Raw genomic sequence first — 25,872 nt, 5'->3', positions numbered from 1 at the left:
CTTACATGTTATTCCGCCGTGATGATATCCCGATGCTGAGCAGCTTTTAGCCTATCCGGCATAATTCAGCCTATGTCACAAAAATTTGAAATTGCTTGCTGCTAATTCGCGTTACACTTCAGCACACATCAACAATACCTGTTATCAGCAATGGAGATCCGCCATGCGTTTTTCGCTAAAAACCACCGCATGTGCGTTGGCCGTGTCCCTGACTTTGCTTTCAGGAACCGCCAGTGCCTGGGAAAAGGATAAAACCTACGACATCACCATCCTGCACACCAACGATCACCATGGCCATTTCTGGCAAAACGATCACGGTGAGTACGGCTTAGGCGCGCAGAAAACGCTGGTGGACAGCATCCGCCAGGAAGTGGCAGCCAAAGGGGGCAGCGTGCTGCTGTTGTCCGGGGGCGATATCAATACCGGCGTGCCGGAATCTGATTTGCAGGACGCAGAACCTGATTTTCGCGGTATGACGCTGATTGGTTACGACGCGATGGCGATCGGCAACCACGAGTTTGACAACCCGCTCAGCGTGTTGCGCCAGCAGGAAAAGTGGGCCGCTTTCCCGCTGCTGTCGGCCAATATCTATCAGAAAAGCACCCAACAGCGTTTATTCAAGCCTTACGCGCTGTTCGACAAGCAAGGGATCAAGATTGCAGTGATCGGCCTGACCACCGATGACACCGCCAAGATTGGTAACCCGGAGTATTTCACCGACATCGAATTCCGCGTTCCGGCGCAGGAAGCCAAACAGGTGGTTGAACAGTTACGTAAGGATGAAAAGCCTGACGTGATTATCGCTGCCACCCATATGGGCCATTACGATGACGGCAATCATGGTTCTAACGCACCGGGCGATGTGGAAATGGCGCGCAGCCTGCCTGCGGGCTATCTCGATATGATTGTCGGGGGCCATTCACAGGACCCGGTCTGTATGGCCAGTGAGAACCACAAACAGGTAGATTATGTGCCAGGAACGCCATGCGCACCGGATCGCCAGAACGGCACCTGGATCGTGCAGGCGTATGAATGGGGCAAGTACGTTGGCCGTGCTGATTTCCAGTTCCGCAACGGTGAATTGAAGCTGGTGCATTACCAACTGATCCCGGTCAACCTGAAGAAGAAAGTCGAGAAGGCCGATGGCAGCAGCGAACGCGTCTATTACACCCAGGCGATTGCCGAAGATCCGGGCATGATGAAGCTGTTGACACCGTTCCAGGAAAAAGGCCAAGCGCAGTTGGGGGTGAAGATCGGCAGCGTTAACGGCAAACTCGAAGGCGATCGCAGCAAAGTGCGTTTTGTGCAGACCAACCTGGCCCGCATGCTGCTGGCGGCGCAGATCGAAAGGGCTAACGCCGATTTCGCCGTGATGAGCGGTGGCGGCGTGCGCGATTCTATTGAGGCGGGCGATATCACCTATAAAAACGTGCTCAAGGTACAGCCGTTTGGTAATACGCTGGTGTATGCCGATATGAAAGGCAGTGAAATAGAGCAATATCTGGCGGTGGTGGCGAATATGAAGGTGGATTCCGGGGCCTATGCCCAGTTCGCCAACGTCAGCCTAGTGGCCGACGGTAAAGGCGTTAGCAACGTGAAAATCAACGGTGAACCGTTGCAGGCGGATAAAACCTATCGCCTGGCCACGCTGAATTTCAACGCGTTGGGCGGTGATGGCTATCCGAAGATCTCTACCCTGCCGAGCTACGTGAATACCGGTTTTATCGATGCAGAAGTGCTGAAACAATATATCGAAAAGCATTCACCGCTGGATGCGGCGGCGTTTGAACCGAAAGGTGAGATTGTTTATCAGTAAAGGGGTTGTCTGGTTGAATAAGCGCGGTCTGGTAATAGGCTGCGCTTAGCCGACAATGGGCCTGTTGCGAAGCAAAAGTTAAGATAATAGGAGAATTTTTCTTCCGGTTAAAAGTGAAATTGAACGGTTTTCTGGCTCCCATCCCATTCCCAATCTACCCAGTCATGCATTTATTTCGAAGTGTGAAATATATCTTAGTATTCTTTACTCCCCTCTGTTAAACATTGCTTATGTTTTAGAAGGCTTGGAATCTTCCAAGGTGTTTACTTTTCTAATCGGAGAGGGATTCTGTGATAAAGACGAAAAGTGTAATCATTAGCATGCTTATTTCTTTAGCCTTGGCTGGCTGTGATACTGCTGAAAAAAGTATTACGGATAACAGCAACAATAGCGGGAGCAATAGCACTAATAATAGCGGTAACAACAATGGTGGTAGCAGTAATGGCGGCAACAGTAATGGCGGCGATATTAAACCACCGAGTACCAGCCTGCCTTACTTTGCCGACTGGGAAAACGTTAACAGCGTAATCAAAAAAGATCCTGCCATGGAGGCAGAAATTCAGCGCATCCTGGCGATGATGACGCTGGAAGAAAAAGTAGGGCAGATGATACAGCCTGATTTACGCGATGTGACACCCGAAGAGGCAGAACAATATAAGTTAGGTTCTATCTTGAACGGCGGCGGTGCGGTTCCAAGCAATAATAAGTACGCCACGGCTGAAGATTGGGCGAAAGAAGCGGATAAATATTGGTTGGCACTGGAGCGTGCTTATGAAGGGCGCGGATTCAGAATTCCCTTTATGTGGGCTACGGATGCGGTACACGGCCATAACAATGTGTTTATGGCAACGGTTTTCCCACACAACATTGGCTTGGGGGCCGCGCGTGACCCGGATCTGATTGAAAAGATCGGTGAGGTGACCGCGCGTGAGATTGTCGCGACCGGTTTAGACTGGACCTTTGCCCCGACCGTTGCCACACCGCGTGACTACCGCTGGGGCCGTGTATATGAAGGTTATTCTGAAGATCCCGAGATCGTTTACGAGTATGCGAAACGCATGGTGCAAGGCATTCAGGGTGGTGAAGAAGGCCTGAAAGGCGAGCTGAACGTGATTTCGAACGTTAAGCATTGGGTGGGTGACGGTGGCACTCTGCAAGGTATCGATCACGGCCAAAACCGCTACACCGAAGAATATCTGCGTAATATCCATGCCATGGGCTATATCGGCGGCCTGAGTGCCGGGGCACAGGTAGTGATGAGTTCATTTAACTCATGGTGGAACCCGGCCAACTACGATCCGATGGTAGATAACCCTCATTACTCTGCTTCAGATATTGGCTCTGGTTACATGCAGAACCAGAAAATCCACGGCTCAAAATATCTCATCATCGATGTGCTGAAAGGCAAAATGGGTTTTGATGGTTTGGTGGTGACCGACTGGAATGGCCAAGGTGAGATCAACGGCTGTTCTGCGGCTAATTGCCCGCAAGCCGTTATCGCAGGTAACGACGTTCTCATGGTGACATCACGCAATGATTGGCATGCATTTTACCAGAACGTCATCGATCAGGTTAAATCCGGCATTATCCCGATGGAGCGTATTGATGATGCGGTAACCCGTATTCTGCGCGTTAAAATGCGTGCAAACCTGTGGGAAAAGCCGATGCCCAGCCAACGTGCTCTAGCAGGTAAGCAGGAGATCCTGAGTGCCCCTGAACACGTTGCCGTCGCGCGCCAAGCGGTATCTGAATCACTGGTGCTGTTGAAGAACGAAGGGCAAACGCTGCCGCTGAAGAAAAAGGCTAAATATCTGGTGGTGGGGTCTGCTGCCAACGATATCACCAAGCAAACAGGGGGATGGTCGTTATCATGGCAGGGGGATGGCAACACCATTGAAAAAGACTTCCCACACGCTCAGACCCTGTTAATGGCAATGAAAAGCGTAGTCGGCGCAGATAACGTGATTACCGAGGCTGCTGCCACCACGCCTGCAGAAGCGGTGGCGGTGGTCGTCATTGGTGAAGATCCCTACGCTGAAATGTTCGGTGATATCTCAAAATCACAAACGCTTGAGTTTGCCGCGCTGAAATCGAAATACCGGCAAGATTCAGAACTGATTAAATCGCTCAAAGAGCAGGGCTATAAAGTGGTCACGGTGTTTTATTCCGGGCGTCCACTTTATGTCAACGAAGAGATCAATAACTCTGACGCCTTTGTCGCGGCCTGGTTGCCCGGAACGGAAGGGCTGGGTATTACGGATGTACTGTTCGGTGATAAGGACTTTAAAGGCAAATTATCCTATACATGGGGAGCCACCAAGTGTTCCACCACCATTAACCGTGCTGCGCCTAATATTGCCGGCTATATCACTCCCGTTGATGGGATCACCGGCCAGGTTATTGAGCAGGAGCTTGACGGTGAATATAAACAGCTCTTTCCCTACGGCTATGGTCTGAACTATGCAGGTAAAACCGACGTTGCCGCGACTGAAAAAGATTTGAATAATCTCCCTCTGGATCCCCGTGATTATGGTTGCGGTATATCTGCACCTGATACCGGTGTCGCTGACTCCCCTCTGGAGATTTACGGTAAGAATGCGAAAGGCGAGTTTGTAGCTGCAATGTCAGGTGAAATTAATGGTTGGTCCAAACATGACATAACCAAAGGTGAAACGACCATTGGTACGTTAACCACCAAAGGGATCGATTATCAAGGGATGCAGCAGTCGGCCTTGAACGTCAATTTCACCGGGGAAACCGAAGGTTTTGTCGGTAAGTCGGCGGCTCAAATTTATATGCAGACCCTTGATGGTAAAGGAGCTGATTACAGCCGCTATGTGAATGCTAATGCGACTATTGAGTTTGACATTCGCGTCAACTCGGGTAATCCGGCTCTGGTTAACTTGTCTACGCACTGTGAATATCCTTGCCGTGGTGAAGTCAACATTGCCAATGTTCTACCTAAACCCTCAAGCGATTGGTCGACAATTAAAATCCCCGTTCAATGCATGGTAGAAACGGGTATGTCGTACCAGATGATGAATACGCCTTTCCTGATCTACACCGCAGAAGCGATAAACTTTGATATCGGTGCCATCCGTTATGTGCCGCAACCAGAGGGTTTACCTAAAGACGCCATTCCCTGTACGACGTTCCATGAAAGTGAATTACCGCCGTTAGCAGGGGCAAGCTACGATATTCTGGCGGACTTGAATGCGACAATAGTCACCAGCGATCAGTACAGTACGGATAATTTGCAACCAATACCGCAAGGCTTCACGCATATGATGGTGACGACGGCGGATTCTGTCACCAGCGTTGCTTATAACGCGAATAGCCCAGAGTCATACAAAGGCCTGTTGCACTTTAATTTCGCACCCCAGAATTTCAAACAGTTCGCCAGCGGTAATTTACAGTTCGATGTCTTGGTTAAATCGCTAGGCGCGCAAAAGCAAGATGCTGCACAAACCGGGTTAGTGATTAAAATCGACGGCAACAAAGGTGACACAGGGGATATGTTTGTCGAATCACTGGCAGGATCAAAGCTGGTTATAGGCGAATGGCAAACCATTGTTGTCCCGATGAGTAGCGTGATTGCTAAAGTCAGTAATACTTACTTTGATCAGAGTCTTAAGAGCTTCACGATATTCCCTGCGTGGGGGAATACGCAAGCGGGCTTTGAGTACGAGATTAAAAACATCAAGTTTATCAAGTAACCCTAAGCTGTGAACTGCGGTGGCTGCGATGCGGCCACCGTTTTCTATTCTCAATCCCCGTTGTTCAGCATTTATCACCGAATCAGCATCCGCCATTCAGTCCCGTTTGGCGATATCCGCAAAGCTGCCGGTTAGCAAACGACATAAATCGCTAGCGGCCAGTTCAATATCTAGCCCACGCTTGCCGCCGGAAACGAAAATCGTGGTGAATTGCTGTGCCTGGCTGTCGATCACCGTCGGCAGCCTTTTCTTTTGCCCGAGTGGGCTGATGCCACCGACCAGATAGCCAGTCACCCGCTGTGCCTGCACCGGGTCGGCCATCTCGGCTTTTTTGGCCCCCAGCGCTTTGGCAACCTTTTTCAAATCCAACTGGGTGGCGACCGGCGTGACCGCCACCGCCAGATTTTTGCTATCGCCATTAAGTGCAACCAACAGGGTTTTGTAGACCTGTTCGGCATTCAACCCCAACTTTTTCACCACTTCGTCGCCAAAGTTGGTTTCTTCGCTGTCATGATGGTAAGGGTGAAGGGTAAAGGACACTTTTTGTTTTTCAAGCAGTACCACTGCGGGCGTCATAAGGTATTTTCCTAAACGATGAAAAGGAAAGGTTGCAGTTTGAGGCCATAAAATGACAAAAGCATAACCGGCTAAGCAACCTGTGCCGAGCCTAAGTAAAGGCGGTTGCCAACAGGTTCACCGGGTTGCTACTCTGCTGATTGTAACCGCTAACAGGGTTATGATGCGTACAACTAAAATATGAAAAATTCCTCTTTGACTGGCCAATAGCGATATTGGCCACTTTTTTAGCCAGATTGCAGCATAGCGGGCAGATTATCTTTGCCGTACAGGTGCAGAGCACCGACGGCTACCACATAGTTACCCGGCGGTAACGCTTCCAATTTTTGCTGCCAATTGCGGTTGCGGCGGTGCATCAGCACGTCATACAGCTCGACACTAAAGGTGGAGGGCAAGGTTTCCAGCGTGGTGTTCGGCTTGGCATCCAGCCACCAGCTCACCATGGTTTGCAGCAGCCGCGCATTGGTATGCCAATGTTCCAGCGTATCGTGCAGCAGCGTCATTCCCCCTTCCGGCAGTTGTTCCAGCAGGCTTAATTGCTCCTCAGCTCCTTCCAGTTCAATCACCGGTTTGTGCTGCGCTTTGGCGGCCTGCAACAGCTGATAATCGATACCGTACTCGGCACGCAACCCCAACTGTTGCGCCTGTCGCGCTTGCATCATCAGGGCAACCTGCCACCCAGGCAGGGTAGAGAAGGTTGCCACATCGGTTCCCAGTTCTTGGCACAACGTCTGTAACTGGCAAAACTCCTCGGCGGAGAGGCGTTGTTCCAGTGCGGTTTGCTCGTTGATTTGACCAAAGGGTGAGGAAGAACCGGTAATATCGGCTTCAACGATCAGTGCGTCGGCCTGCTGCAAACGAGCAATCAGCTGTGCGGGCAACGGCGACATATTAACCGTACCCATATGAATGCTGCCCACCAGATGGAACTGACGATTGCCCGGCAGAGTGATGTCCAGTGCCGGATAGGCATGAGCCACCGAGGATGTGATGCCGAGAAAAGCGGCGATACGGCGTAACAGTTGACCCATACGGCGTGGCTCCAGATTAGCGTTTGCCCCATGCTAAACGCTATCCACCACATAAGAAAGGCTGAACAGTAAAGGAATAGTCCCAAAGCGAAGCGGAGCGCGTGAGGTTGCGCTCCGCTTGAGGTTGATGACAAGGTCGTCTTCTAGCCCGAGATACCCGGGTCTAGCGCACCGAGGGGCACTCTAACGGCTTACGCCGTTACGACCCCCCTAATAACCGACTTTGTCAGCAGTCTGAGCGAAGCGCAATAAGCCACGCTCCGCTCCAGGGTTACTGTTTAGGGGTAAAGCGCAGCAGCCGGTTGGCGTTAGTGACTACGGTAATGGACGAAAGCGCCATCGCTGCACTGGCCACCATCGGGCTGAGCAGGGTACCGGTCAGCGGATACAGCACCCCGGCGGCGATCGGAATGCCGAGCGTATTATAGATAAATGCCCCGAGCAGATTCTGCTTCATATTACGCATGGTGGCTTTTGACAGCGCCAGCGCATCGGCAACCCCGTTCAGGCTGTGGCGCATCAGGGTAATGGCAGCGGTTTCAATCGCGATATCGCTGCCGCCCCCCATGGCGATCCCTACGTCTGCCTGTGCCAGCGCTGGGGCGTCGTTGATACCGTCGCCCACCATCGCCACGCGGTGGCCCTGCGCCTGCAACTGTTTAATGGCTTCTGCCTTGCCATCAGGTAAGACGCCGGCGATTACTCGGTCGATACCAGCTTCTTTGGCAATGGCATTGGCGGTGATCGGGTTGTCGCCGGTCAGCATCACCAGTTGATAACCCTGCTGATGCAGGCGTTGCAGTGCCTTCACGCTATCGCTGCGCAAAGGATCGCGGATGGCGATCAACGCCGCCGGTTTACCGTTGGCGGCCAGCAACACCGGGGTGATGCCACGTTCGGCCTGTTGCTGCATCTGAGCATCCAGTTCGCTGGTGGTAGCGATCTGGTTTTCCTGCAACAGCTTAGCGTTCCCCAGCAACAATGATACGCCTTCAACGTCGCCGCTGACGCCGGAGCCGCGCAGCGTGCGAAACTGCTCCACCTGCGGCAGGGTTTGTTCGCCAGCATGTTCAACGATGGCGCGTGCCAGCGGGTGGTTGGCCCCTTGTTCCAGCGCGGCCGCCCAGCGTAATGCCTGCTGTTCGGTGACTTGGTTAAAGGTGATGATTTCCACCACCCGTGGTTGACCTTCCGTTAGCGTACCGGTTTTATCGAATACCAGGGTATCCAGCGCGCTGGCCTGTTGCAGCGCATCGGCGTCGCGGATCAGCACGCCAAACTCTGCCGCACGGCCAACGCCGGAGATGATCGACATCGGCGTTGCCAGCCCTAATGCACAAGGGCAGGCGATGATCAGCACCGTGGTGGCGATCACCAGCGTGTAGACCAGTTGCGGCTGTGGGCCAAAGAAGTACCAGACAGCGCCGCTGAACAGGGCGATGGCGACGACGGCAGGGACGAACACCGCCGAGACCCGGTCTGCCAGTTTGCCGATCTCCGGCTTGCTGCTCTGTGCCTGACGCACCAGTTTGATAATGCGTGCCAGCGTGGTTTGGCTGCCGATAGCCGCCGCGCGGAACAGCACGCTGCCGTCATCCACTACCGTACCGGCATGCACCTTATCGCCGCTCCCTTTCTGCTGCGGCACGGCTTCACCGGTCAGCATGGCTTCGTCGATCCACACTTCGCCCTGTAGTATTTCGCCATCCACCGGAATGCGATCGCCGGTGGTCAGGCGCAGGGTCATCCCCAGTTGCACTTCGGCCAGCGGGATATTCCGTTCACCGCTTTCCGTCACCAGCCTGGCGGTTGGCGGGGTCAGATCGAGCAATCGTTCCAGCGCCTGCGACGAACGCTGCCGCGCACGCTGTTCAATGGCATGGCCAAGGTTAATCAAACCGATGATGATCGCACTGGCTTCGTAATACAGATGCCGTGCTTCCATCGGGAAGAAATCGGGCCAGATATTGACGCTGATGGAATACAGCCAGGCAGCACCCGTGCCCAACGCCACCAGCGTATCCATGGTCGCACTGCCGTTCAGCAGCGCGCGCCAGGCGTTGCGGTAGAAGTGTCCACCGGCAAACACCATTACTGCCAGGGTGATCATGCCAACCAGCAGCCATAGCCGCTGGTTTTCCGGCGTCAGCGACATGCTGCCGCCAAACAAATCCCACAGCATCAGTGGGATCCCCAGTGCTAACCCCAGCGCCGCCTGCCAGCGGAAGCGCTTCATGTTGGCTTGGGCGGTTTGCTGCTGGCGTGCGCGGCGTTCGGTTTCGTCCTGGATCATCTCCGCGCCATAACCGGCTTTTTCTACCGCCGCGACCAGAGCCTGAGGTGTCGCGCTGCCGGTGATCAGCGCACTGCGTTCTGCCAGATTGACCCGCGCCTGCTCAACACCGGGGACGTTTTGCAGCGCATTCTGGACCTTGCTGACGCAGCTTGCACAGCTCATGCCGCTGAGCAACAGCTGTATGCTGTCATCGTCTGTTGCCGGAAGGGAGGAAAGTGCCGCTGCCTGAGTTTCCGGCAGAGTAGGATCAGATACAGTCAGCGGCTCAGTTTTTGGGTGGCTGGTGCCCTCGGCCAAGCTGGCATGAAAGCCTGCATCTTCTATGGCAGCGATCAACTGCTCTGCGTTGGCATCGCCATACACGTTGGCCGCCTCAAGCGTCACTTTGGCGCTGGTCACCCCCGGCACCGCTTCCAGCGCCTTGCGGGCGCTGCCAACGCAATGCATGCAGGAAAGCCCTTGCAGCGTTAAGACCGTAGTTTGGGACATAATATATCTCCTCGTAGAACGTGCTGTTGCTTAAGGCTTGACCGCCTTGATGATTATCATTAAGAATGAGGTTAAACCTTCCAGCAAGGGTAAGGTCAAGGGGCTTCAATGAATATCAGTGATGTTGCCAAAAAAACCGGTTTAACCAGCAAAGCGATCCGTTTTTACGAAGAGAAAGGCTTGGTCACCGCGCCAATCCGTACGGAAAACGGCTACCGCAGTTACGATGCAAAGCATATTGAAGAGTTGACGCTGCTGCGTCAGGCGCGGCAGGTGGGGTTTAACCTTGATGAGTGCCGCGAACTGGTGACGCTGTTCAACGATCCGGCGCGCCACAGTGCCGATGTTAAAGCGCGTACGCTGCAGAAAGTGGCCGAGATCGAAAAGCACATCAGTGAATTGGGCGAAATGCGCCAACGGTTGTTAGCGCTGGCGGAACAGTGCCCGGGGGATGAAGGTGCAGACTGCCCGATCATTAACAATCTGGCAGGCTGCTGCCACAAACATTAGCGGTTAACGGCGCGGATCACCAGCGTGACGCCTTCAACGGCAACGACCTCAACTTCGGTACCGACCGGCAGATCTTCGTTGGCCTGCGCGCGCCAACTGCCATCGCCGATGTTGATGCGGCCCATGCCGTTGTGCATCGGCTCGGTTAACGTGGAACGGATGCCAATCAACTGGCGGTTACGCTGGTTCAGCACCTGCGAGCCGCTGGTGGCCGCCGCAGGCCGCTGGTGCAACCAGTACCACCACAGATAGGCCACGACGATGGTCATAACGGCAAAAATGGCACCCTGCCACTCCCAGTCGAGCTGTGGCAAAAACCAGACGACAATCCCGACCAGCACTGCCGACAGGCCGCTCCACAGCAGATAACCGCTGGCACCGAGCATTTCGGCTGCCAGCAGCAACCCACCGAGAGAGATCCAGAACCATTGCGGGTTCGCTGCGATCTGCTCAACCATGATTACTTGCCTTTACTGTCTTTCAGCAGTTCGGTGATGCCACCGATGGAACCCAACAGACTGCTGGCATCCAGCGGCATCATGATGACTTTGCTGTTATTGGCGGAACCGATTTTTTGCAGCGCATCGGTATACTTTTGCGCCACGAAGTAGTTGATTGCTTGAATATTGCCGCTGGCAATAGCGTCAGAAACCAACTGCGTCGCTTTTGCTTCCGCTTCGGCGGCACGTTCACGGGCTTCGGCCTGTAAGAACGCGGACTGACGTTCCCCTTCGGCTTTCAGGATCTGCGACTGCTTATCCCCTTCGGCACGCAGGATCGCCGCCTGGCGCACCCCTTCGGCTTCCAGAATATCGGCACGTTTGGTACGTTCGGCCTTCATCTGCGCGTTCATCGCCACAATCAGTTCGGCCGGTGGGCGCACGTCACGGATTTCGATACGGGTGATTTTCACGCCCCAAGGATTGGTGGCTTCATCGACGATATGCAGCAAACGGCTGTTGATGCTGTCGCGCTGTGACAACATTTCGTCCAGTTCCATGGAACCGAGCACGGTACGGAAGTTGGTCATGGTGAGGTTAACAATCGCTTGCTCCAGGTTGCTGACCTCATAGGCGGCACGCGCCGGGTCGACCACCTGAATAAAGCACACGGCATCAATCGCCACGTTGGCGTTATCGCGCGAGATAATCTCTTGGGAAGGGATATCCAGCACTTGCTCCATCATATTGATTTTGCGGCCGATACGATCCATAAACGGCACAACGACGTTTAACCCAGGCATCAAGGTTTTGGTGTAACGGCCAAAACGTTCTACCGTCCATTGGAAGCCTTGTGGCACAATTTTTATGCTGGCGAAGACGATAATCAACGCAACAACGATCACAATCGGAATAACGGTAAACATGGCATAACCTCCTGACAGACGTATTAATAGATATTACGTCAACGGTGGGATAAAGCCTAATATCTGCTCAGTCTTAATTTTTTTGTAAATCAATTAATCGCGAAGTGGAGGGAAGAACGCGGGGCGCTTGTCAGGGGGCGGCTGACCGCACCCTGATTATCGAAGGATCAATACAATAAAGAATAAAGCTGACGGCGATATTTGGCAGCCAGCGCATCACCGGTGCCCAGCGCGGCCAGAATATCCATCAACGTCTTGCGTGCATTGCCGTTCGCGGCGGCCAGATCTTTTTGCAGATGGCCCATCAGCAGTTCCAGCGCTTCTTCGTTACGGCCAACCTGATGCAGTTGCAAGGCGAGTTGAACCGCCAGTTCGACGTTCTGTGGCTGCTGCTGTACCTGCTGCTGCAACTGTTGGATTTCCGGCGTATCGGCAGCCTGTTTCAGTAATTCAATCTGCGCCACCAGCCCTTGATAGCGGGTATCGCGATCCTGCAATGGAATGGTTGCCAGCACCGCTTCGGCGTCTTCCGTCTTGTTCAGGGCGATTTGCGTTTCGGCCAACGTCAGGCCGATATCGCTGCGCTGGTTGCTGGCTTGCCAGGCTTCTTTCAGCAGCGGCAGGGCATCGATGGCACGATCTTCTTGCAGCAGTTCCATCGCCTCTGCCAGTTTCAAGTCTTCGGCTTTGGGCAGGAAACGTTGCAGGAATTCACGGATCATCTCTTCCGGCTGCGGGCCTTGGAAGCCATCAACCGGTTGACCCTCTTGGAACATATAAACGGTTGGGATCGAGCGCAGCCCAAACTGTGAGGCGATCATCTGTTCGGCGTCGCAGTCTACCTTGGCCAGAATGAACTGACCGGCGTATTCCGCCGCCAGCTTATCCAGAACCGGGTTGAGTTGCAGGCAATGCTGGCTGCGATCGGACCAGAAGTAAAACAGCACCGGGATCGACATGGACTGTTCTAACGTCTGGTGCAGGTTAGTTTCGTTAATATCAACAACAACTGGAGCTAGCATAGTTTTTCTCTCTGAGCTTGCGGAGCGATTTGATTCTTAATGGGGGCAAACTGACGCACTTCAACCCTAGCCATTGCTGCGCATCATCCAATCCAGCACGCGGCCGGGCAGCAGGCGGCGCAGGATACCCATGGCATGGGCCAGCAGTGTCACCGGATAACGTAATTTAGCTTTCGGGCTTTCCAGCGCGTGGCGCAGTTTCGGTAGCACGGCTTCCGGCGGCAGCGTCAGCAGTCTGGCGATGCGGGGATTATGCACTGGCTGATCGCTCTGCGTCTGATTAACGTTCTGGGTAAAATGCGTGGTGAGCGGGCCGGGCTCGATCAGGCTGACCTGAATCCCCGTACCGTGCAGCTCCATACGCAGCGCATCCGACCAGGCCTCTAGCGCAAACTTGCTGGCGGCATAGGCTCCGCGCCCAGCGCTGGAGACCAACCCCATCACCGAACTGGTTTGAATGATACGCCCTTCGCCGTGCGGCAGCATAGCGGGCAGCAGCAATTGCGTTAGCTGATGGGTACCGAACAGGTTGGTTGAGAACTGCTGTTCCAACTGCTGGCGCGAGATGGCACTCAGCTTGCCATAAACACCGTAACCGCCATTGTTGAACAGGCCATACAGACGCCCGTTGGTCATTGCGATCACCTGCGCTGCGGCACGTTCTACGCTGGCGCTGTCATCCAGATCCAGCTCAATCCCTTCCAGCCCGAGTTGCTGCATGTTTTCCACGTCCTGTGGTTTACGGCAGGCGGCCAGCACGCGGTAGCCGCGGTTACGCAGATCCTGCGCGGCAATCAACCCAATTCCGCTGGAACAGCCGGTTATCAATATTGCTTTTTGCATAACTTTACCTAGTAGGCAGCCCTATTTAGTGAGACTCATGTTTTACTAGAGGTTCCAGCCGCTCTGCCATCCAAGTGGCGATAAACGGCTGGGCATCCTTGTTAGGATGTAATCCGTCATCCTGCATCCATTCCGGTTTAATCACCACTTGTTCCATAAAGAACGGCAATAGCGGAATGTTGAACTGCTTGGCCAGCACCGGGTAGATGGCGCCGAAAGCGTCGGTGTAGCGGCGGCCATAGTTTGGCGGAATATGAATTTGCATGAGCAGCGGTTGTGCACCCGCCTGCTGTACTTGGGTGATAATCTGGCTGAGATCGCGCTGAATATCCTGGGCCGGGAAACCGCGCAGCCCATCGTTAGCGCCCAGCTCGATCATCACCCAGCGCGGCTGGTGCTGTTTCAGCAGTTCAGGCAGGCGCGCCAGCCCTTGGGCTGCGGTGTCACCGCTGATACTGGCGTTGATCACCTGCGGGCCGCTGGGCTGTTTTTGCCAGCGGTTGGCCAGCAGCGTTGGCCAGGCTTGAGCCACCGGCAGGCGATAACCGGCACTTAAACTATCGCCAAGGATCAATAAGGTATCGGCGGCGGCAGCACGTAAACTGAATAATCCCAACAGCAAAAGGAAGGGAAGATGCCAGCGGAAAACGTTCTTGAAGTTCATCATCTTAGTAAACACGTTGGTCAGGGTGAGCATCAGCTCACCATCCTTACCGGAGTCGAGCTGGTTGTCAAACCCGCGCAGACAATTGCCCTGATTGGCGAGTCCGGTTCGGGTAAGTCGACGCTGCTGGGGATCCTCGCCGGGTTGGACGACGGCAGTGAAGGGGATGTGCGCCTGCTGGGTGAGTCGCTGACGGCTCTGGATGAAGAGGGGCGCGCGGCCTTGCGGGCGAAAAACGTCGGGTTTGTGTTTCAATCTTTCATGCTGGTGCCAACGCTGAATGCGTTGGAGAACGTGCAATTACCGGCGCTGCTGCGGGGTGAAAGCGATCGCCAGAGCCGCGAGCAGGCGGTGCAATTGCTGGAGCAGCTCGGCCTGGGCAAACGCCTTAGCCACTTGCCCGCGCAGCTTTCCGGCGGTGAGCAGCAGCGTGTGGCGCTGGCGCGTGCTTTCAGCGGCCGCCCACGGGTGCTGTTTGCCGATGAACCGACCGGTAACCTCGATCGCCAGACCGGTGAACGTATCGCCGATCTGCTGTTCTCCCTCAACCGTGATTTTTCCACCACGCTGATCCTGGTCACTCACGACGAAACGCTGGCGGCGCGTTGCCAGCGGCGGCTGCGCTTGCGTGAAGGCAAGCTGTGGGAGGAAGCATGATCTGGCGTTGGTTCTGGCGTGAATGGCGTTCGCCTTCGCTGCTGATTGTCTGGCTGGCGCTGACGTTGTCAGTGGCCTGTGTGCTGGCGCTCGGCAGTATCAGCGATCGTATGGACAAAGGCTTGAGCCAGCAAAGCCGCGATTTTATTGCCGGTGACCGCGTGCTGCGCACCGCGCACCCGGTGCCGGAAGGCTGGATCCTGGACGCGCAGCAGCAGGGGTTACAGGTCAGCCGTCAACTCAGCTTTACCACCATGACTTATGCCGGGGAACGCCCACAGTTGGCCAATGTGAAGGCCACCGATGTGGCTTACCCGCTGTATGGCAAATTGGAAACCCGCCCGGCGAATATCAAACCAGAACCCGGTACGGTGCTGGTGGCACCGCGTCTGTTGGCGCTGTTGGATATCAAGGTTGGCGATAATCTGGAGGTGGGTGATACCACCTTGCGTATCGCCGGTGAAATCATCCAAGAGCCGGACTCCGGCTTTAACCCGTTCCAGACTGCACCCACTATTATTATCAACCTGGCGGACGTAGATAAAACCGGTGCGGTGCAACCGGGCAGCCGCCTGACCTATCGTTATATGTTTGCCGGTTCACCGGAGAATATTCTGCGTTTTGAAGAGCGCTTAAAGCCGCAGCTCAAGCCGGATCAACGCTGGTTTGGCCTGGAGGAGTCCGGCAGTGCGCTGGGGAAATCGCTACAGCGCTCACAGCAGTTCCTGCTGCTTTCGGCCTTGCTGACGCTGCTGCTGTCGATTGCCGCCGTGGCGGTGGCGATGAGCCACTATTGCCGCAGCCGTTACGATCTGATTGCGGTGCTGAAAACCCTGGGTGCCGGGCGCAAAGCGCTGAGCAGGCTGATCGTTGGCCAGTGGCTGGCGGTGCTGCTGCTGGCAGGGGTCTGCGGCGGCCTGATCGGGCTGGGGTTTGAATCCTTGCTGATCCGCCTATTGGCCCCGGTGTTACCAGGGGAGTTGCCCGCAGCCGGGGTCTGGCCGTGGGTATGGGCGCTGGGGGCACTGATGATGATTTCGTTGCTGGTCGGCCTGCGCCCGTACCGGCAATTGCTGGCCACCCAACCGCTGCGTGTGCTGCGCCGCGATGTGGTGGCTAACGTCTGGCCGCTGCGCTATTTCCTGCCGATTACGGCGGTGATGGTGGTGCTGTTGCTGACCGTGCTGATGGGGGCGAGCACGCTGCTGTGGGCGATCCTCGCCGGGATGGTGGTGCTGGCACTGTTGCTGGGGGGGATTGGCTGGGGCAGCCTGCTGCTGTTGCGGCGCATTACGCTGAAAAACCTGGCGTTACGCTTGGCGGTGAACCGCCTGCTGCATCAACCGTGGGTGACGATCAGCCAGTTAGCGGCGTTTTCGCTGTCGTTCATGCTGTTGGCGCTGTTGCTGGTGCTGCGTAACGATCTGCTCGATCGCTGGCAGCAGCAGTTGCCGTCAGGTAGCCCGAACTATTTCCTGCTGAACATGACGCAAGCGCAGGTGCCACAGGTTAAAGCTTTCCTGCAACAACACCAATTGAAGGAAGAGACTTTCTACCCGATCGTGCGTGTGCGCCTGACCGAGATTAACCAGCAGGTGGCAACGGAAAGGGTGCATGAGGACGATCCGGGTGGCGAAGCGGTCAACCGCGAACTGAACCTGACCTGGCAGACGGATCTGCCGGATCACAATCCGTTAACGGCGGGCACTTGGCCGCCAAAGCGCGGGGAAGTGTCAATGGATGAAGGCATCGCCGGGCGGCTCAAAATCAAATTGGGCGATACGCTGACCTTCAGCGGCGATACTCAATCGTTCAGCGCCAAAGTCACCAGCCTGCGGCAGGTGGATTGGGAAAGCCTGAAACCGAACTTCTACTTTATCTTCCCGCCGGGTGCCTTGGATGGCCAACCGCAAACCTGGTTGACCAGCTTCCGTTACGACGGTGATGGCAAGATGCTGACCCAGCTCAACCGCCAGTTCCCAACCTTGAGCCTGCTGGATATTGGTTCGATCCTGAAGCAGGTTGGCGGCGTGTTGCAACAGGTGAGCCGAGCGCTGGAAGTGATGGTGGTGCTGGTGGTGATCTGCGGCGGTTTGCTGCTGCTGGCACAGGTGCAGGTAGGTATGCGCCAACGTCGGCAAGAGCTGGTGGTTTACCGCACGTTGGGAGCGGGCAAACGCCTGCTGCGTGGCACGCTGTGGTGCGAGTTTGCGCTGCTCGGGTTGGTGGCGGGTATCGCGGCGGCAGTGGGGGCTGAAGCGGCGCTCTGGCTGTTACAAACTAAGGTGTTCGACTTCCCGTGGTCGCCGACGCCGGTGCTGTGGTGGGCGCTGCCGCTACTGAGTGCCTTGCTGCTGTCGCTATGTGGCGGTTGGCTAGGTGTGCGCTTGCTGCGCGGGCAAGCTCTGTTTCGCAGTTACGAAGGTTAAGTAAAAATGGTGAACAGGTGAGCTATGCCAGGCGGTTAACAACCCGGTGGGCTCGCCTTTTTGGGGCCTGAATCGCCTCTCCCGCGGGAGAGGCGTGACCAGTATTGAAGCATAATGTTAAAGCATGCTTAAGAATTGGGTGGAGTGCCACTTTATGGTGCAGAAAAAGCGACTTAATTAAAAGTAAAAACAGGCATAAAATAGCAATAATCATTTTTCAAACAATCATTAATTCCGGGTTTTTTCTCAAATAAGTCTTCACTATATCTTTATAGGCCAATTTAATACCTATTAAAGGGTATTTTTCATGCTTATTTCACGACAAACGAATTTATCTATCGCTACATCCTTTTCCTAGGAAAAGTTAGCAGACCGGTAAACTGACGGGATACCTCAGAGCATAATTCTTTATGACCCATTAGATAGCCATTATCCTTATAAAATGTAAGGATTATTAGGCGGCAGGAGCCAATCGCCTGATTGAGCGGCGTAACCCTGCACCCTAAATAATAGGGAACCTCCTGCGCTAAAAATCTCTCCTCATCGTATTTATTTCCAGTAGCGAAAAAAATAGCCACACACGAGATTATTCAATTAAAAAGCGGCCTAAAGGGCTAAGAGAAACCTTGATTTACATAGATTATCACATTCAAATTGCGTGTTACATTTATTTGACTACGTTTTAAAGACTGGATAAAAATAGCCCTATTACGTTCGAGTTATTACAGCGGTTATGAAAATATTTACCTTAGTATGCGGAGTTTGAATGTGTATCTGCGCCGTAGGGTGTAGGTATGACAATATTTACATTCCTATAGTGCGGGCATAAACAATGATTACACCAAACCCAAACCGTTATTTCGTCGCGCAACAAATCACAGATATCTCTGAACCACTTCTCTTTCGCACGTTAACAGGCGAAGAACGGTTGTCTGAAATTTATGAATTCGATGTTGAACTGCTCTGTCCAAATAATACCGTTGATTTAAAGTCACTGCTCGGTAAATCCTTTACCATTACAATTAATGATCTACCTGGTAACCCACGGTATTTAAACGGTAATATCACCGGCATGTCGCTGGCTGGCCGTGAAGAGAGTGGCGAAAAATACTATCTTTATCACGCCACGCTGCGCCCTACGCTCTGGTATCTGACACAAAATCAGGATTGCCGGATTTTCCAGGGTAAAACTGTGCCTGAGATCCTCATCGGTATATTAAGCGAATACAAAGTCAAAGTTGAAAATCGCCTGAGCTATGATTACCGCTCTTGGGATTATTCGGTGCAATACCAGGAAAGTGATTATGATTTTATCTGCCGTATGATGGAGCATGAGGGGATCTATTTCTATTTCACCCATCAGGCTGACGGGCACACCATGATCCTGGCCGATGCGCTTCAGGGGCATAACGTTCTAGCGGGCTATGACAATATCGTTTATCGCCTGACAGAAGGGGGATTAACGCAAAACGACGCGACGATTTATGAGTGGAATGTTTCCGACATTATCACCCCCAGTTTGTACAGCATGGATGATTACGATTTCCGCAAACCGCGGGCAAATTTGTTAGAAAATCGTCGTAATCCGTTGTCCTACGCAAAAGAGAAAGCAGAGATTTTCGACTGGCCGGGGTGTTATACCGATCAGAGCCACGCGCAGTTTTACACCCGAGTTCGGCAGCAGGAGTTTGAAGCTAATCATGAGAATATGAGCGGCCGTGCCTCTTCGCTTGGCCTGGCACCCGGATACCGGTTTATGCTGGATAACGCCCCTCGCCTGGAAGATTCCCGCGAATACCTGACCGTCGCAGCGCGCTATTTCTTCCAAGAAAACAGTTACGTCAGCAATGATGAAGATGATACCGAACATTACATCGACTTTGAGGTTCTGCCAGCCAGCACCCAGTGGCGGCCAAAACGCAAGACCGCCTGGCCGAAAACCCATGGCCCGCAAACCGCAGAAGTGGTTGGCCCAGAGGGGGAGAGTATCTGGACCGACAGCTATGGCCGGGTAAAACTCAAGTTTCGCTGGGATCGCTACAGTCAGGGCGATGAAACCAGCTCATGCTGGGTCAGGGTTTCCAGTAACTGGGCCGGCTGGCAATACGGCGGCGTGCAGGTTCCAAGGATTGGCGAAGAAGTGGTGGTCGATTTCATCAATGGCGATCCTGACAGACCGATGATCACCGGGCGCGTCTATAACGAAGACAATATGCCGCCGTGGGATTTGCCGGCCAACGCCACGAAAATGGGGATTATGAGCCGCACCACCGAAGGCAGTATCTCGAATGCCAACAGCATCTTTCTGGATGATACGCCGGGTGCAGAACTTGTCGATATTCACGCCGAACGCGATATGAAAATTTCGGTGGAAAACAACCTGGACATGCTGGTCGAGGCGGATCAGACCAGCACCATTCAAGGGTTCAGCGACTCGCTGATTGAGGGCGATGCCACCTCGATGATCCAGGGGGCTTCCGCCATGTCGGTGATGGGCGACGCGGTAGAGACCTTCTCCAGCAGCCTGACCACCACGGTGGCACAAACGCTGACCACCATTGCGCCAGTAATGATGATTCAGCCGACCACCAATCGAGTCTCTATCACGCCTGACGATCTGGAAGCGACCAAAGTAAAAGTTTTCGCTGCCGGGTTGAGAGTACAGGCCGTGGGGGCCGATATTCGGGTGCGTGGGATGCATATTGATTCCACGCAGTTTGAAGCACAGGTTATTCCCACTTATCTGGGGGTCACCAGAGCTAAAATATTGGCCGATGATACCGTACTGAAAATATTCAAGGCCCAAATTAATATTGGTAAGTTGGAGCTAAATGCCAAAGATCTGGTGCTTTATCTCTAATTAGAACGGCATTAAGGGATTCTTCCTCCTGGAAATACGCCGTCCTCAATGCTGTGGTGTATTGAATAGCTAATGGATAATTGAGAAAGATAATACTTTTCTATTTAAGTGTGATATTTCGCATGCTTTTTACTGATTGCCATCTGGAAGGCGAACTATAAATGAGAATTATCAAACCGCTGCGTCTTGGGATTATGAATCGTCCTTGTTTTTATAAAGCGCATAAGCCTTATTTGGGCGTTGCCGTCTTGGCATTGGTGGATATGGGGGCACAACCGATGTTGCGCCCAGAGCCAGAATTATGGCAACTGGCGCAAAGCGAATTATCCAGTACGGGAGGCGTGGTGGATACCGCTTACCCCAAATATTACGCCGAGTTTCTGGCAACCGGCCATGCCTATCCGCACGCCTGTTTGGCTGAGAATGTTTGCCGTGCCAGCATTACGCTGGGTGAAAAGCAAAAATCATTAATTGTTTCTGGCGATCGGCAATGGCAAGGTGAAACGCCGACCTCCCCACGCCCCTTTTCCTCTCTGCCCATTGACTGGCCTCACGCTTATGGCGGCCCGCATATTGCGGCCAACCCGCTAGGCATCGGGGCGGAGGCCAACGGCGCTCCCCAGCGGTTGCCGAATATCGAATTGCCCGGCGAACGCATAACTTCACCTACGCAATGGGTCACCCCTGCCGGGTTCGATGCTATTGATATCACCTGGCCTGCCAGGCAGGTGTTTATTGGCCGCCGCTACGATGAGGCCTGGATACAGCGCGGGGCGATTGGCCTGGCCGATGATGCGGATTTCCGGCTGTTCAACATCGCTCCTCAAGATCAGCAGTGGCAGGATCTGGCGGAACTGCCGCGCGGCACGCCGTATCGGATCGAGAATATGCATCCTGAACATGCCCTGCTGGAAGGACAACTTCCCCCCTGGAAAGCGCGCTGCTTTGTCCACCATACGGAAAAAGGGGAGGAGGCTTTCTCTGAAATTGAACTGCGTCATACCACGGTCTGGTTCCTGCCGCATCTGGAGAAAATGATCCTGGTGTATCACGGCGAACTGCCGCTTGAGGCGCTGGAAGACGATGGTTACAACGTTCATATGCTGATGCCTGCGCTGGAACATGCCGATCGGCCACGTTCGTTAGACCATTATCGGGATGTGTGGATCAAGCGCAGCGATCGGGAAAAAGGCAGCGCCTTCGCGTTCCAGGATCGTGACTTGCTGCCGGAAGAGATCCTCGGGCCATGGATTGATAACACACCAGAGCCGGAAGCCGAGCATCCGTTGCAGCAAAACCTTGATGCACGTAAGCAAGCCATCTACCAGGATGCCGATAAGCGCCTGGAAGCGGTGGATACTACGTTGTATGCAGAGGCCAAAGAGACGCCGGATATCAAACGGCCCATGCTTTCCCAACTGACTGAATTTATGGCGGAAATGGAAGGGATGGCCGCTAAGGCCAAAAGCGACGCCATGCAGCAGATGGAACAGCGTATGCCGGATCGGGATGGCTATGATTCGCGACGTCCGACTGGGCCAGAATCCGTTAATAAAATGCTCACGGCCTTGAAACAGCAGCAGGGCCGCCTGCATCCCGGCCAGGAAGAGGGGTTGCATCAGCTTTATCGCCTTGGCGTGTTAAACCAGAATGCCGCTCCACGGCTGACCGGTGAGCGAGCCGCGCAGTTGAGAGCCTGGGTGATCGGTAAAATGGCGCAGGATCGTAACTTCACCGGTTGCGATTTGACCGGTGCCGATCTTTCCCATCTTGACCTGAGCGGTGCCAACCTGACCCGCGCCATGATGGAGAGCGTAGATCTGAGCCACAGCGTGCTGGATCACGCCACGTTGACGCAGACCATTCTGGCCCGCAGCGTCCTGAGCCACACTTCGCTACGCCATACCCTGTTCCACGAAGTAACCTTGGCGCAGGCTATCTGTAGCGACTGTGATTTTACCGGTACCGGCCTGAACAATATCGAAACCGAGGGTGCGCAGTTTGAGCGCTGCAACTTTGGTCAGACAACGATAGCAAATCAGATGTTCACCCAGACCTCGCTGACCGACTGTGACTTTAGCGCAGCTTCTTTAGATAACGTTATTTTCAACGGGATCACGTTGGAGAATCCGCGTTTTTCCGCCGTGCGGATTAACAAAGGTACCTTTATCGACAGCCAGTTACAGCATGCGGTGTTTGAAAATGCGCGGCTTAAGCGCTGCTCAATGACGAATTGCCAGGCCGATGGCATCGATTTCACCCGCGCCCGGCTGGAGAATTGCGCCTTTGTCGCGGGCACCGTGCTGGAAAGCGCCTGTTTCACCCATGCGGTGCTGATGCAATGCAACCTGCGCCAAATGCCGCTTAGCGGGGCCGATCTGAGTTTCGCTACGCTTGAGAGCTGCGATCTGTCCGAAGCCACGCTCCGGCAGGTGAGCCTGCACCGGGCGCAGGTCAGCGATTCGCTATTTATCCGCACCAACCTGGAGGGGGCCGATCTCAGACAGGCCAGCCTGATCGGCAGCCGGTTACAGAAATCCCGGCTCATCGGCTGCAATCTTACCGCTGCCAATCTGTTCCGAGCGGATATCTCACAGGCGGAAATCGATGACACCACCCTGATGCACGATGCCTGGGTAAAACAGATGAAAGTCTACCCGTTGCGCAGTAGCCAAGGAGCCGAGTAATGGATGCGGTTCAGCTACAGCAAAAAGTCAAACAGGGTGAGGTGATTGAAGAGTTGACGCTATGCGGCATCAGCCTGGTTTCTGGCGATCTGGCCGGTGGCATTTTCAGGCAGGTGGATTTCAGCAACGTCGACTTTACCGATTGCAATCTTGAACAGTGCCTGTTCATCGAATGCATCTTAACGGCGGCGATCTTTACTCGGGCGCGGTTGCAGTATGCGCGCTTCAGTGAATCTTACTTACGCCACGCCAACTTTAGCGGCACTGCGCTGCCTGGCCTGATCTTCAGCGAGTGCAATCTGCAACACGCGGATTTCAGTCAGGTCCAGGCGGCGAAAATGCAGTTTATCGGTTGCCGCCTGGATCACTGTTTGTTTCGGCAGGCGCAGTTCGACAAGAGTGCGATTTCCGAATCGACGATGGAAAAAAGCGACTTCACCGGGGCCAAACTACAAAAAACCACGTTTTATCAAACGGATTTACGCCAGTACATTCCGACCGGTGCGCATTTTGAACAGGTTAACTTTTTTGAGTGCCAACAGCAGGGTCTCGACTATAGCGGCCAGTCATTAATTCAGTGCATGTTTACCCGCAATCAGATGGAGAAGGTTAATTTCGCCTCGGCATTGCTCAAGCTTTGTCTGTTTCATGGCGCATCCATGCAGAAGGCTAACCTGAGCGGCGTCCAGGCAGATGGTGCCCAGTTTGTGGATGCCGATCTGTCTTATGCTGACTGCCACGCCAGCCAGATGAATCAGTCGATGTGGATTAACGCCTGCCTGTCCTCAACCAACTTTGCGGGTTGCCAACTTACGCAGGCTCAGTTCAACAAAAGCCGGGCGCAGGGGGCGTTATTTACCGACAGCCAACTGGTCTATGCCAATTTTTCGTATGCCGATGTCAGCTATGCCGATTTTGGCGGAGCGCATTTTAACCAAACGCAATTTCACCGGGCCGTACAGCAGGAAACACGCTGGGGAGACAAAACCGGCGTGTTAGCGAATGACCCCGAACTGTTCGCTGCCGAAGGCTGGAGTGAGCAGTTCGACCATGCGGATCACGGATAAAGAGGAGAGTTCAATGAGCACCGTAACCACATCACACGCTCTGCCGGTCTATTTGCCGCAGCAATTCAGCGGCCAGGTAGCGGATATTTTATCCGATGGCAGCATGATCGTCGAAAGTGAAGGGCGTGGCTGGCACTGCCGCCGGGCGGCCAGTTGTATGTTAACGCCGGAGGCCGGTGATACCGCTTTGCTCGCCCGTTCCAGCGATGAAAAGCTCTGGCTGCTGGCAGTGCTGGAGCGTGCCAAGCCGCAGCAGGCGGCGCAAATCATCGTTGATGGCGATCTGAATATTGCCACGCGCGGCGGCTCGCTCACCCTCAACAGTGAACGTCAGCTCGCGTTGGAAAGCCACCGGCTACAGGTGAAATCCGCCCACGGCGATTGCCGCATCGGCAACCTGGAATATTGCGGTGACGAACTCAATGCCCGCGTCACCCTCAGCCGCTGGGTTGGGGAACGTTGTGAATCCGTCTGGCATACCCTGACGCAGCTCAGCGACGTGATCTTCCGCCAGGTGAGAAAGACCGAGCATGTGCGCGTCGGGCAACTGGATTATCAGGCTGAAGATTACGCGCGGCTTCATGCGCGCAGCACGATGATTACTTCGGAAACCATCACCAAAATAGATTCAGAACAGATTCACGTAGGGTAGATCACCCACCATCACGGGCGAACAAGGAGGAACTTACTGATGTGTACTGCCAATTGCCAATTGCTCGGAATAGATTTAGCTATCGTCGATGTCTGCATCACACCGCCAGTCGTGCCGATTCCTTATCCCAATTATGGGCTTAGAGTGACGGCCATCCCAAATGTGTTGCATATCCTGTTTATTGCGGTGCCTGCGCACAATCTGTTGACGATCATTCCCTTCACCAGCGGTGACTCACCCGGTGTGCTCGGTGGCGTGTGTTCGGGAACGGTCATGGGCCCATGCCGGAGTATCACTGGCGTGGTGACCTTTCTGGTCGCGGGCTTTCCGGCGACTCGGTTGACCAGCCTGACACAACAAAATCTCACCAACGTTATTGGCCTGAGTATCAGTCCTTGCCAGCTTACGATCTGGCTACTGGGGCTATAAAGCCGCAGGGTGGGCGACAACTTGAGACTATTGTGGTGTTACGGAGAACGGGAGAAACAATGAAACAGGCAGTGTGTTTTTTGGTGCAACGTGGGGGGAGAGCGCTGGGTGTCATCATTACCGGCCTGTTGCTCTGCGGTTGCTTAAGCATGAGCACCAAAAAAGCCGAACCCGTGGTGGCGTCTTATCGCATCACCTTCTCCGCGACCCGAGAAGCCAATATCAACCAACAGCAGAATCCGGCGCCGTTAAAAATCAGCGTGTTTTACCTGCGCTCGGATACCGGATTTATGAGCGCGGACTTCTTCGCCTTACACAATAAGGCGGCCGCCGTGTTAGGTGAGAACCTACTGGGCACCGAGCAGTTCTTTTTATTGCCTGGCGGCGAAACCGTCAAAATTTCCGGAGAGAAAAAGAGTGAACGTTATTACGTTGGCGTCACCGGGGAGTTTCAGGATTTAAATAATAAAACCTGGCGCATCATTATTCCGATCCCCGATCCGGAGAAAGTGCCGTTTTATAAATTCTGGCGCGGTCAGCCTCCGCCACAGGAAATCAAGGTTGTTGCCAACGGGCAAGGGCTGCGCGTGACGGAAAACAGCAATAAAGAAAAATAAGCCCAAAAACGGTAACCAACGTATTTCAAGCTGAAATACGGCGTGTATCAAGTAATGCCGGTAACCCTGCGCACAATAGTGAAAGTTGCGCCCCCTCTCCCCAAGGAGAGGGGATTGGTTAGTCTTAATTGACCGGCATAAGTGT

18 protein-coding genes and 1 pseudogene are annotated in these 25,872 nt (G+C 54.1%); 11 read left to right on the top strand and 8 right to left on the bottom strand.

The genetic code is table 11. The features are described from left to right. Nucleotides 1-163 precede the first annotated feature (163 nt). Both ushA and AC2A1E_RS11165 read left to right on the top strand, forming a co-directional pair. Nucleotides 164-1,816: a bifunctional UDP-sugar hydrolase/5'-nucleotidase UshA gene (ushA, locus tag AC2A1E_RS11170; RefSeq protein ID WP_484383806.1), complete on the top strand. Its 1,653-nt coding sequence runs from the start codon at nucleotides 164-166 to the stop codon at nucleotides 1,814-1,816. A 320-nt stretch (nucleotides 1,817-2,136) separates the two neighbouring features. Beyond that, complete coding sequence (locus tag AC2A1E_RS11165) at nucleotides 2,137-5,532, top strand: glycoside hydrolase family 3 protein (protein WP_484383805.1); 3,396 nt, start codon at nucleotides 2,137-2,139, stop codon at nucleotides 5,530-5,532. A 96-nt stretch (nucleotides 5,533-5,628) separates the two neighbouring features. Here AC2A1E_RS11165 and ybaK read toward each other — a convergent pair whose 3' ends face one another. The 3 genes and pseudogenes from ybaK to copA all read right to left on the bottom strand — a co-directional run. Beyond that, nucleotides 5,629-6,108, bottom strand: coding sequence for a Cys-tRNA(Pro)/Cys-tRNA(Cys) deacylase YbaK (ybaK, locus tag AC2A1E_RS11160; RefSeq protein ID WP_484383804.1), 480 nt, complete (start codon nucleotides 6,106-6,108; stop codon nucleotides 5,629-5,631). Nucleotides 6,109-6,335: 227 nt separating this feature from the next. Beyond that, nucleotides 6,336-7,139, bottom strand: a complete 804-nt coding sequence (locus AC2A1E_RS11155) for a TraB/GumN family protein (RefSeq protein ID WP_484383803.1) — start codon at nucleotides 7,137-7,139, stop codon at nucleotides 6,336-6,338. 271 nt (nucleotides 7,140-7,410) lie between these two features. Further along, a pseudogene (gene copA / locus AC2A1E_RS11150) lies at nucleotides 7,411-9,912 on the bottom strand (copper-exporting P-type ATPase CopA); the annotation flags it as partial. 120 nt (nucleotides 9,913-10,032) lie between these two features. Between copA and cueR the strand changes: the two are divergent. After that, nucleotides 10,033-10,434, top strand: a complete 402-nt coding sequence (cueR, locus tag AC2A1E_RS11145) for a Cu(I)-responsive transcriptional regulator (protein WP_459399595.1) — start codon at nucleotides 10,033-10,035, stop codon at nucleotides 10,432-10,434. Here cueR and AC2A1E_RS11140 read toward each other — a convergent pair. From AC2A1E_RS11140 to tesA, 5 genes are all read right to left on the bottom strand, one after another. After that, a complete protein-coding gene (locus AC2A1E_RS11140) occupies nucleotides 10,431-10,892 on the bottom strand; it encodes an NfeD family protein (protein WP_484383802.1) in 462 nt (153 codons plus the stop codon). The genes cueR and AC2A1E_RS11140 overlap by 4 nt on opposite strands. Before the next feature lie 2 nt (nucleotides 10,893-10,894). Then, nucleotides 10,895-11,800 (bottom strand): SPFH domain-containing protein, encoded by a 906-nt coding sequence (locus AC2A1E_RS11135; RefSeq protein ID WP_459399593.1) that lies wholly within the window; start codon nucleotides 11,798-11,800, stop codon nucleotides 10,895-10,897. 167 nt (nucleotides 11,801-11,967) lie between these two features. Next, on the bottom strand, nucleotides 11,968-12,822 hold the full coding sequence (locus tag AC2A1E_RS11130; protein ID WP_484383801.1) for a co-chaperone YbbN: 855 nt from the start codon (nucleotides 12,820-12,822) through the stop codon (nucleotides 11,968-11,970). Nucleotides 12,823-12,888: 66 nt separating this feature from the next. Continuing rightward, nucleotides 12,889-13,665 (bottom strand): SDR family oxidoreductase, encoded by a 777-nt coding sequence (locus AC2A1E_RS11125; protein ID WP_484383800.1) that lies wholly within the window; start codon nucleotides 13,663-13,665, stop codon nucleotides 12,889-12,891. Between the two features lie 25 nt (nucleotides 13,666-13,690). Next, nucleotides 13,691-14,329 (bottom strand): multifunctional acyl-CoA thioesterase I/protease I/lysophospholipase L1, encoded by a 639-nt coding sequence (gene tesA / locus AC2A1E_RS11120; RefSeq protein ID WP_459402852.1) that lies wholly within the window; start codon nucleotides 14,327-14,329, stop codon nucleotides 13,691-13,693. On the opposite strand from tesA, the gene ybbA reads away from it, so the two are divergent. From ybbA to tssJ, 8 genes are all read left to right on the top strand, one after another. Then, nucleotides 14,300-14,986, top strand: coding sequence for a putative ABC transporter ATP-binding protein YbbA (ybbA, locus tag AC2A1E_RS11115; RefSeq protein WP_484383799.1), 687 nt, complete (start codon nucleotides 14,300-14,302; stop codon nucleotides 14,984-14,986). The genes tesA and ybbA overlap by 30 nt on opposite strands. Beyond that, nucleotides 14,983-17,415, top strand: a complete 2,433-nt coding sequence (gene ybbP / locus AC2A1E_RS11110) for a putative ABC transporter permease subunit YbbP (protein ID WP_484383798.1) — start codon at nucleotides 14,983-14,985, stop codon at nucleotides 17,413-17,415. Before ybbA ends, ybbP begins: the two co-directional genes overlap by 4 nt. Before the next feature lie 832 nt (nucleotides 17,416-18,247). Continuing rightward, the gene (locus AC2A1E_RS11105; protein WP_484383797.1) at nucleotides 18,248-20,275 is read left to right on the top strand and encodes a type VI secretion system Vgr family protein; all 2,028 of its coding nucleotides are present in this window, start codon (nucleotides 18,248-18,250) and stop codon (nucleotides 20,273-20,275) included. A 161-nt stretch (nucleotides 20,276-20,436) separates the two neighbouring features. After that, on the top strand, nucleotides 20,437-22,962 hold the full coding sequence (locus tag AC2A1E_RS11100) for a DUF2169 family type VI secretion system accessory protein (RefSeq protein WP_484383796.1): 2,526 nt from the start codon (nucleotides 20,437-20,439) through the stop codon (nucleotides 22,960-22,962). Then, a complete protein-coding gene (locus AC2A1E_RS11095) occupies nucleotides 22,962-24,029 on the top strand; it encodes a pentapeptide repeat-containing protein (RefSeq protein ID WP_484383795.1) in 1,068 nt (355 codons plus the stop codon). The genes AC2A1E_RS11100 and AC2A1E_RS11095 overlap by 1 nt, the downstream gene beginning before the upstream one ends. Nucleotides 24,030-24,042: 13 nt before the next feature. Beyond that, complete coding sequence (locus AC2A1E_RS11090) at nucleotides 24,043-24,681, top strand: DUF3540 domain-containing protein (protein ID WP_484383794.1); 639 nt, start codon at nucleotides 24,043-24,045, stop codon at nucleotides 24,679-24,681. 39 nt (nucleotides 24,682-24,720) lie between these two features. Then, entirely contained in the window at nucleotides 24,721-25,110 is a 390-nt protein-coding gene (locus AC2A1E_RS11085) for a DUF4150 domain-containing protein (RefSeq protein WP_484383793.1), read from the top strand. A gap of 59 nt (nucleotides 25,111-25,169) precedes the next feature. Next, nucleotides 25,170-25,727, top strand: a complete 558-nt coding sequence (gene tssJ, locus AC2A1E_RS11080) for a type VI secretion system lipoprotein TssJ (protein WP_484383792.1) — start codon at nucleotides 25,170-25,172, stop codon at nucleotides 25,725-25,727. Nucleotides 25,728-25,872 lie beyond the last annotated feature (145 nt).

This window comes from Serratia sp. HNCC26DJ206, assembly GCF_057180605.1.
Note: the sequence above shows the minus strand (reverse complement) of the source record. Positions and strands in the feature narration are given on the sequence as shown.

Bases quoted from the DNA above. Each gene is read 5' to 3' on its own strand.
- AC2A1E_RS11105 (WP_484383797.1), top strand. From the start codon at position 18,248: ATGATTACACCAAACCCAAACCGTTATTTCGTCGCGCAACAAATCACA.
- AC2A1E_RS11090 (WP_484383794.1), top strand. From the start codon at position 24,043: ATGAGCACCGTAACCACATCACACGCTCTGCCGGTCTATTTGCCGCAG.
- ybbP (WP_484383798.1), top strand. From the start codon at position 14,983: ATGATCTGGCGTTGGTTCTGGCGTGAATGGCGTTCGCCTTCGCTGCTG.
- ybaK (WP_484383804.1), bottom strand. From the start codon at position 6,108: ATGACGCCCGCAGTGGTACTGCTTGAAAAACAAAAAGTGTCCTTTACC.
- tssJ (WP_484383792.1), top strand. From the start codon at position 25,170: ATGAAACAGGCAGTGTGTTTTTTGGTGCAACGTGGGGGGAGAGCGCTG.
- AC2A1E_RS11125 (WP_484383800.1), bottom strand. From the start codon at position 13,665: ATGCAAAAAGCAATATTGATAACCGGCTGTTCCAGCGGAATTGGGTTG.
- AC2A1E_RS11165 (WP_484383805.1), top strand. From the start codon at position 2,137: ATGCTTATTTCTTTAGCCTTGGCTGGCTGTGATACTGCTGAAAAAAGT.
- ybbA (WP_484383799.1), top strand. From the start codon at position 14,300: ATGCCAGCGGAAAACGTTCTTGAAGTTCATCATCTTAGTAAACACGTT.
- AC2A1E_RS11095 (WP_484383795.1), top strand. From the start codon at position 22,962: ATGGATGCGGTTCAGCTACAGCAAAAAGTCAAACAGGGTGAGGTGATT.
- AC2A1E_RS11135 (WP_459399593.1), bottom strand. From the start codon at position 11,800: ATGTTTACCGTTATTCCGATTGTGATCGTTGTTGCGTTGATTATCGTC.
- AC2A1E_RS11130 (WP_484383801.1), bottom strand. From the start codon at position 12,822: ATGCTAGCTCCAGTTGTTGTTGATATTAACGAAACTAACCTGCACCAG.
- tesA (WP_459402852.1), bottom strand. From the start codon at position 14,329: ATGAACTTCAAGAACGTTTTCCGCTGGCATCTTCCCTTCCTTTTGCTG.
- AC2A1E_RS11085 (WP_484383793.1), top strand. From the start codon at position 24,721: ATGTGTACTGCCAATTGCCAATTGCTCGGAATAGATTTAGCTATCGTC.
- cueR (WP_459399595.1), top strand. From the start codon at position 10,033: ATGAATATCAGTGATGTTGCCAAAAAAACCGGTTTAACCAGCAAAGCG.
- AC2A1E_RS11100 (WP_484383796.1), top strand. From the start codon at position 20,437: ATGAGAATTATCAAACCGCTGCGTCTTGGGATTATGAATCGTCCTTGT.
- AC2A1E_RS11155 (WP_484383803.1), bottom strand. From the start codon at position 7,139: ATGGGTCAACTGTTACGCCGTATCGCCGCTTTTCTCGGCATCACATCC.
- ushA (WP_484383806.1), top strand. From the start codon at position 164: ATGCGTTTTTCGCTAAAAACCACCGCATGTGCGTTGGCCGTGTCCCTG.
- AC2A1E_RS11140 (WP_484383802.1), bottom strand. From the start codon at position 10,892: ATGGTTGAGCAGATCGCAGCGAACCCGCAATGGTTCTGGATCTCTCTC.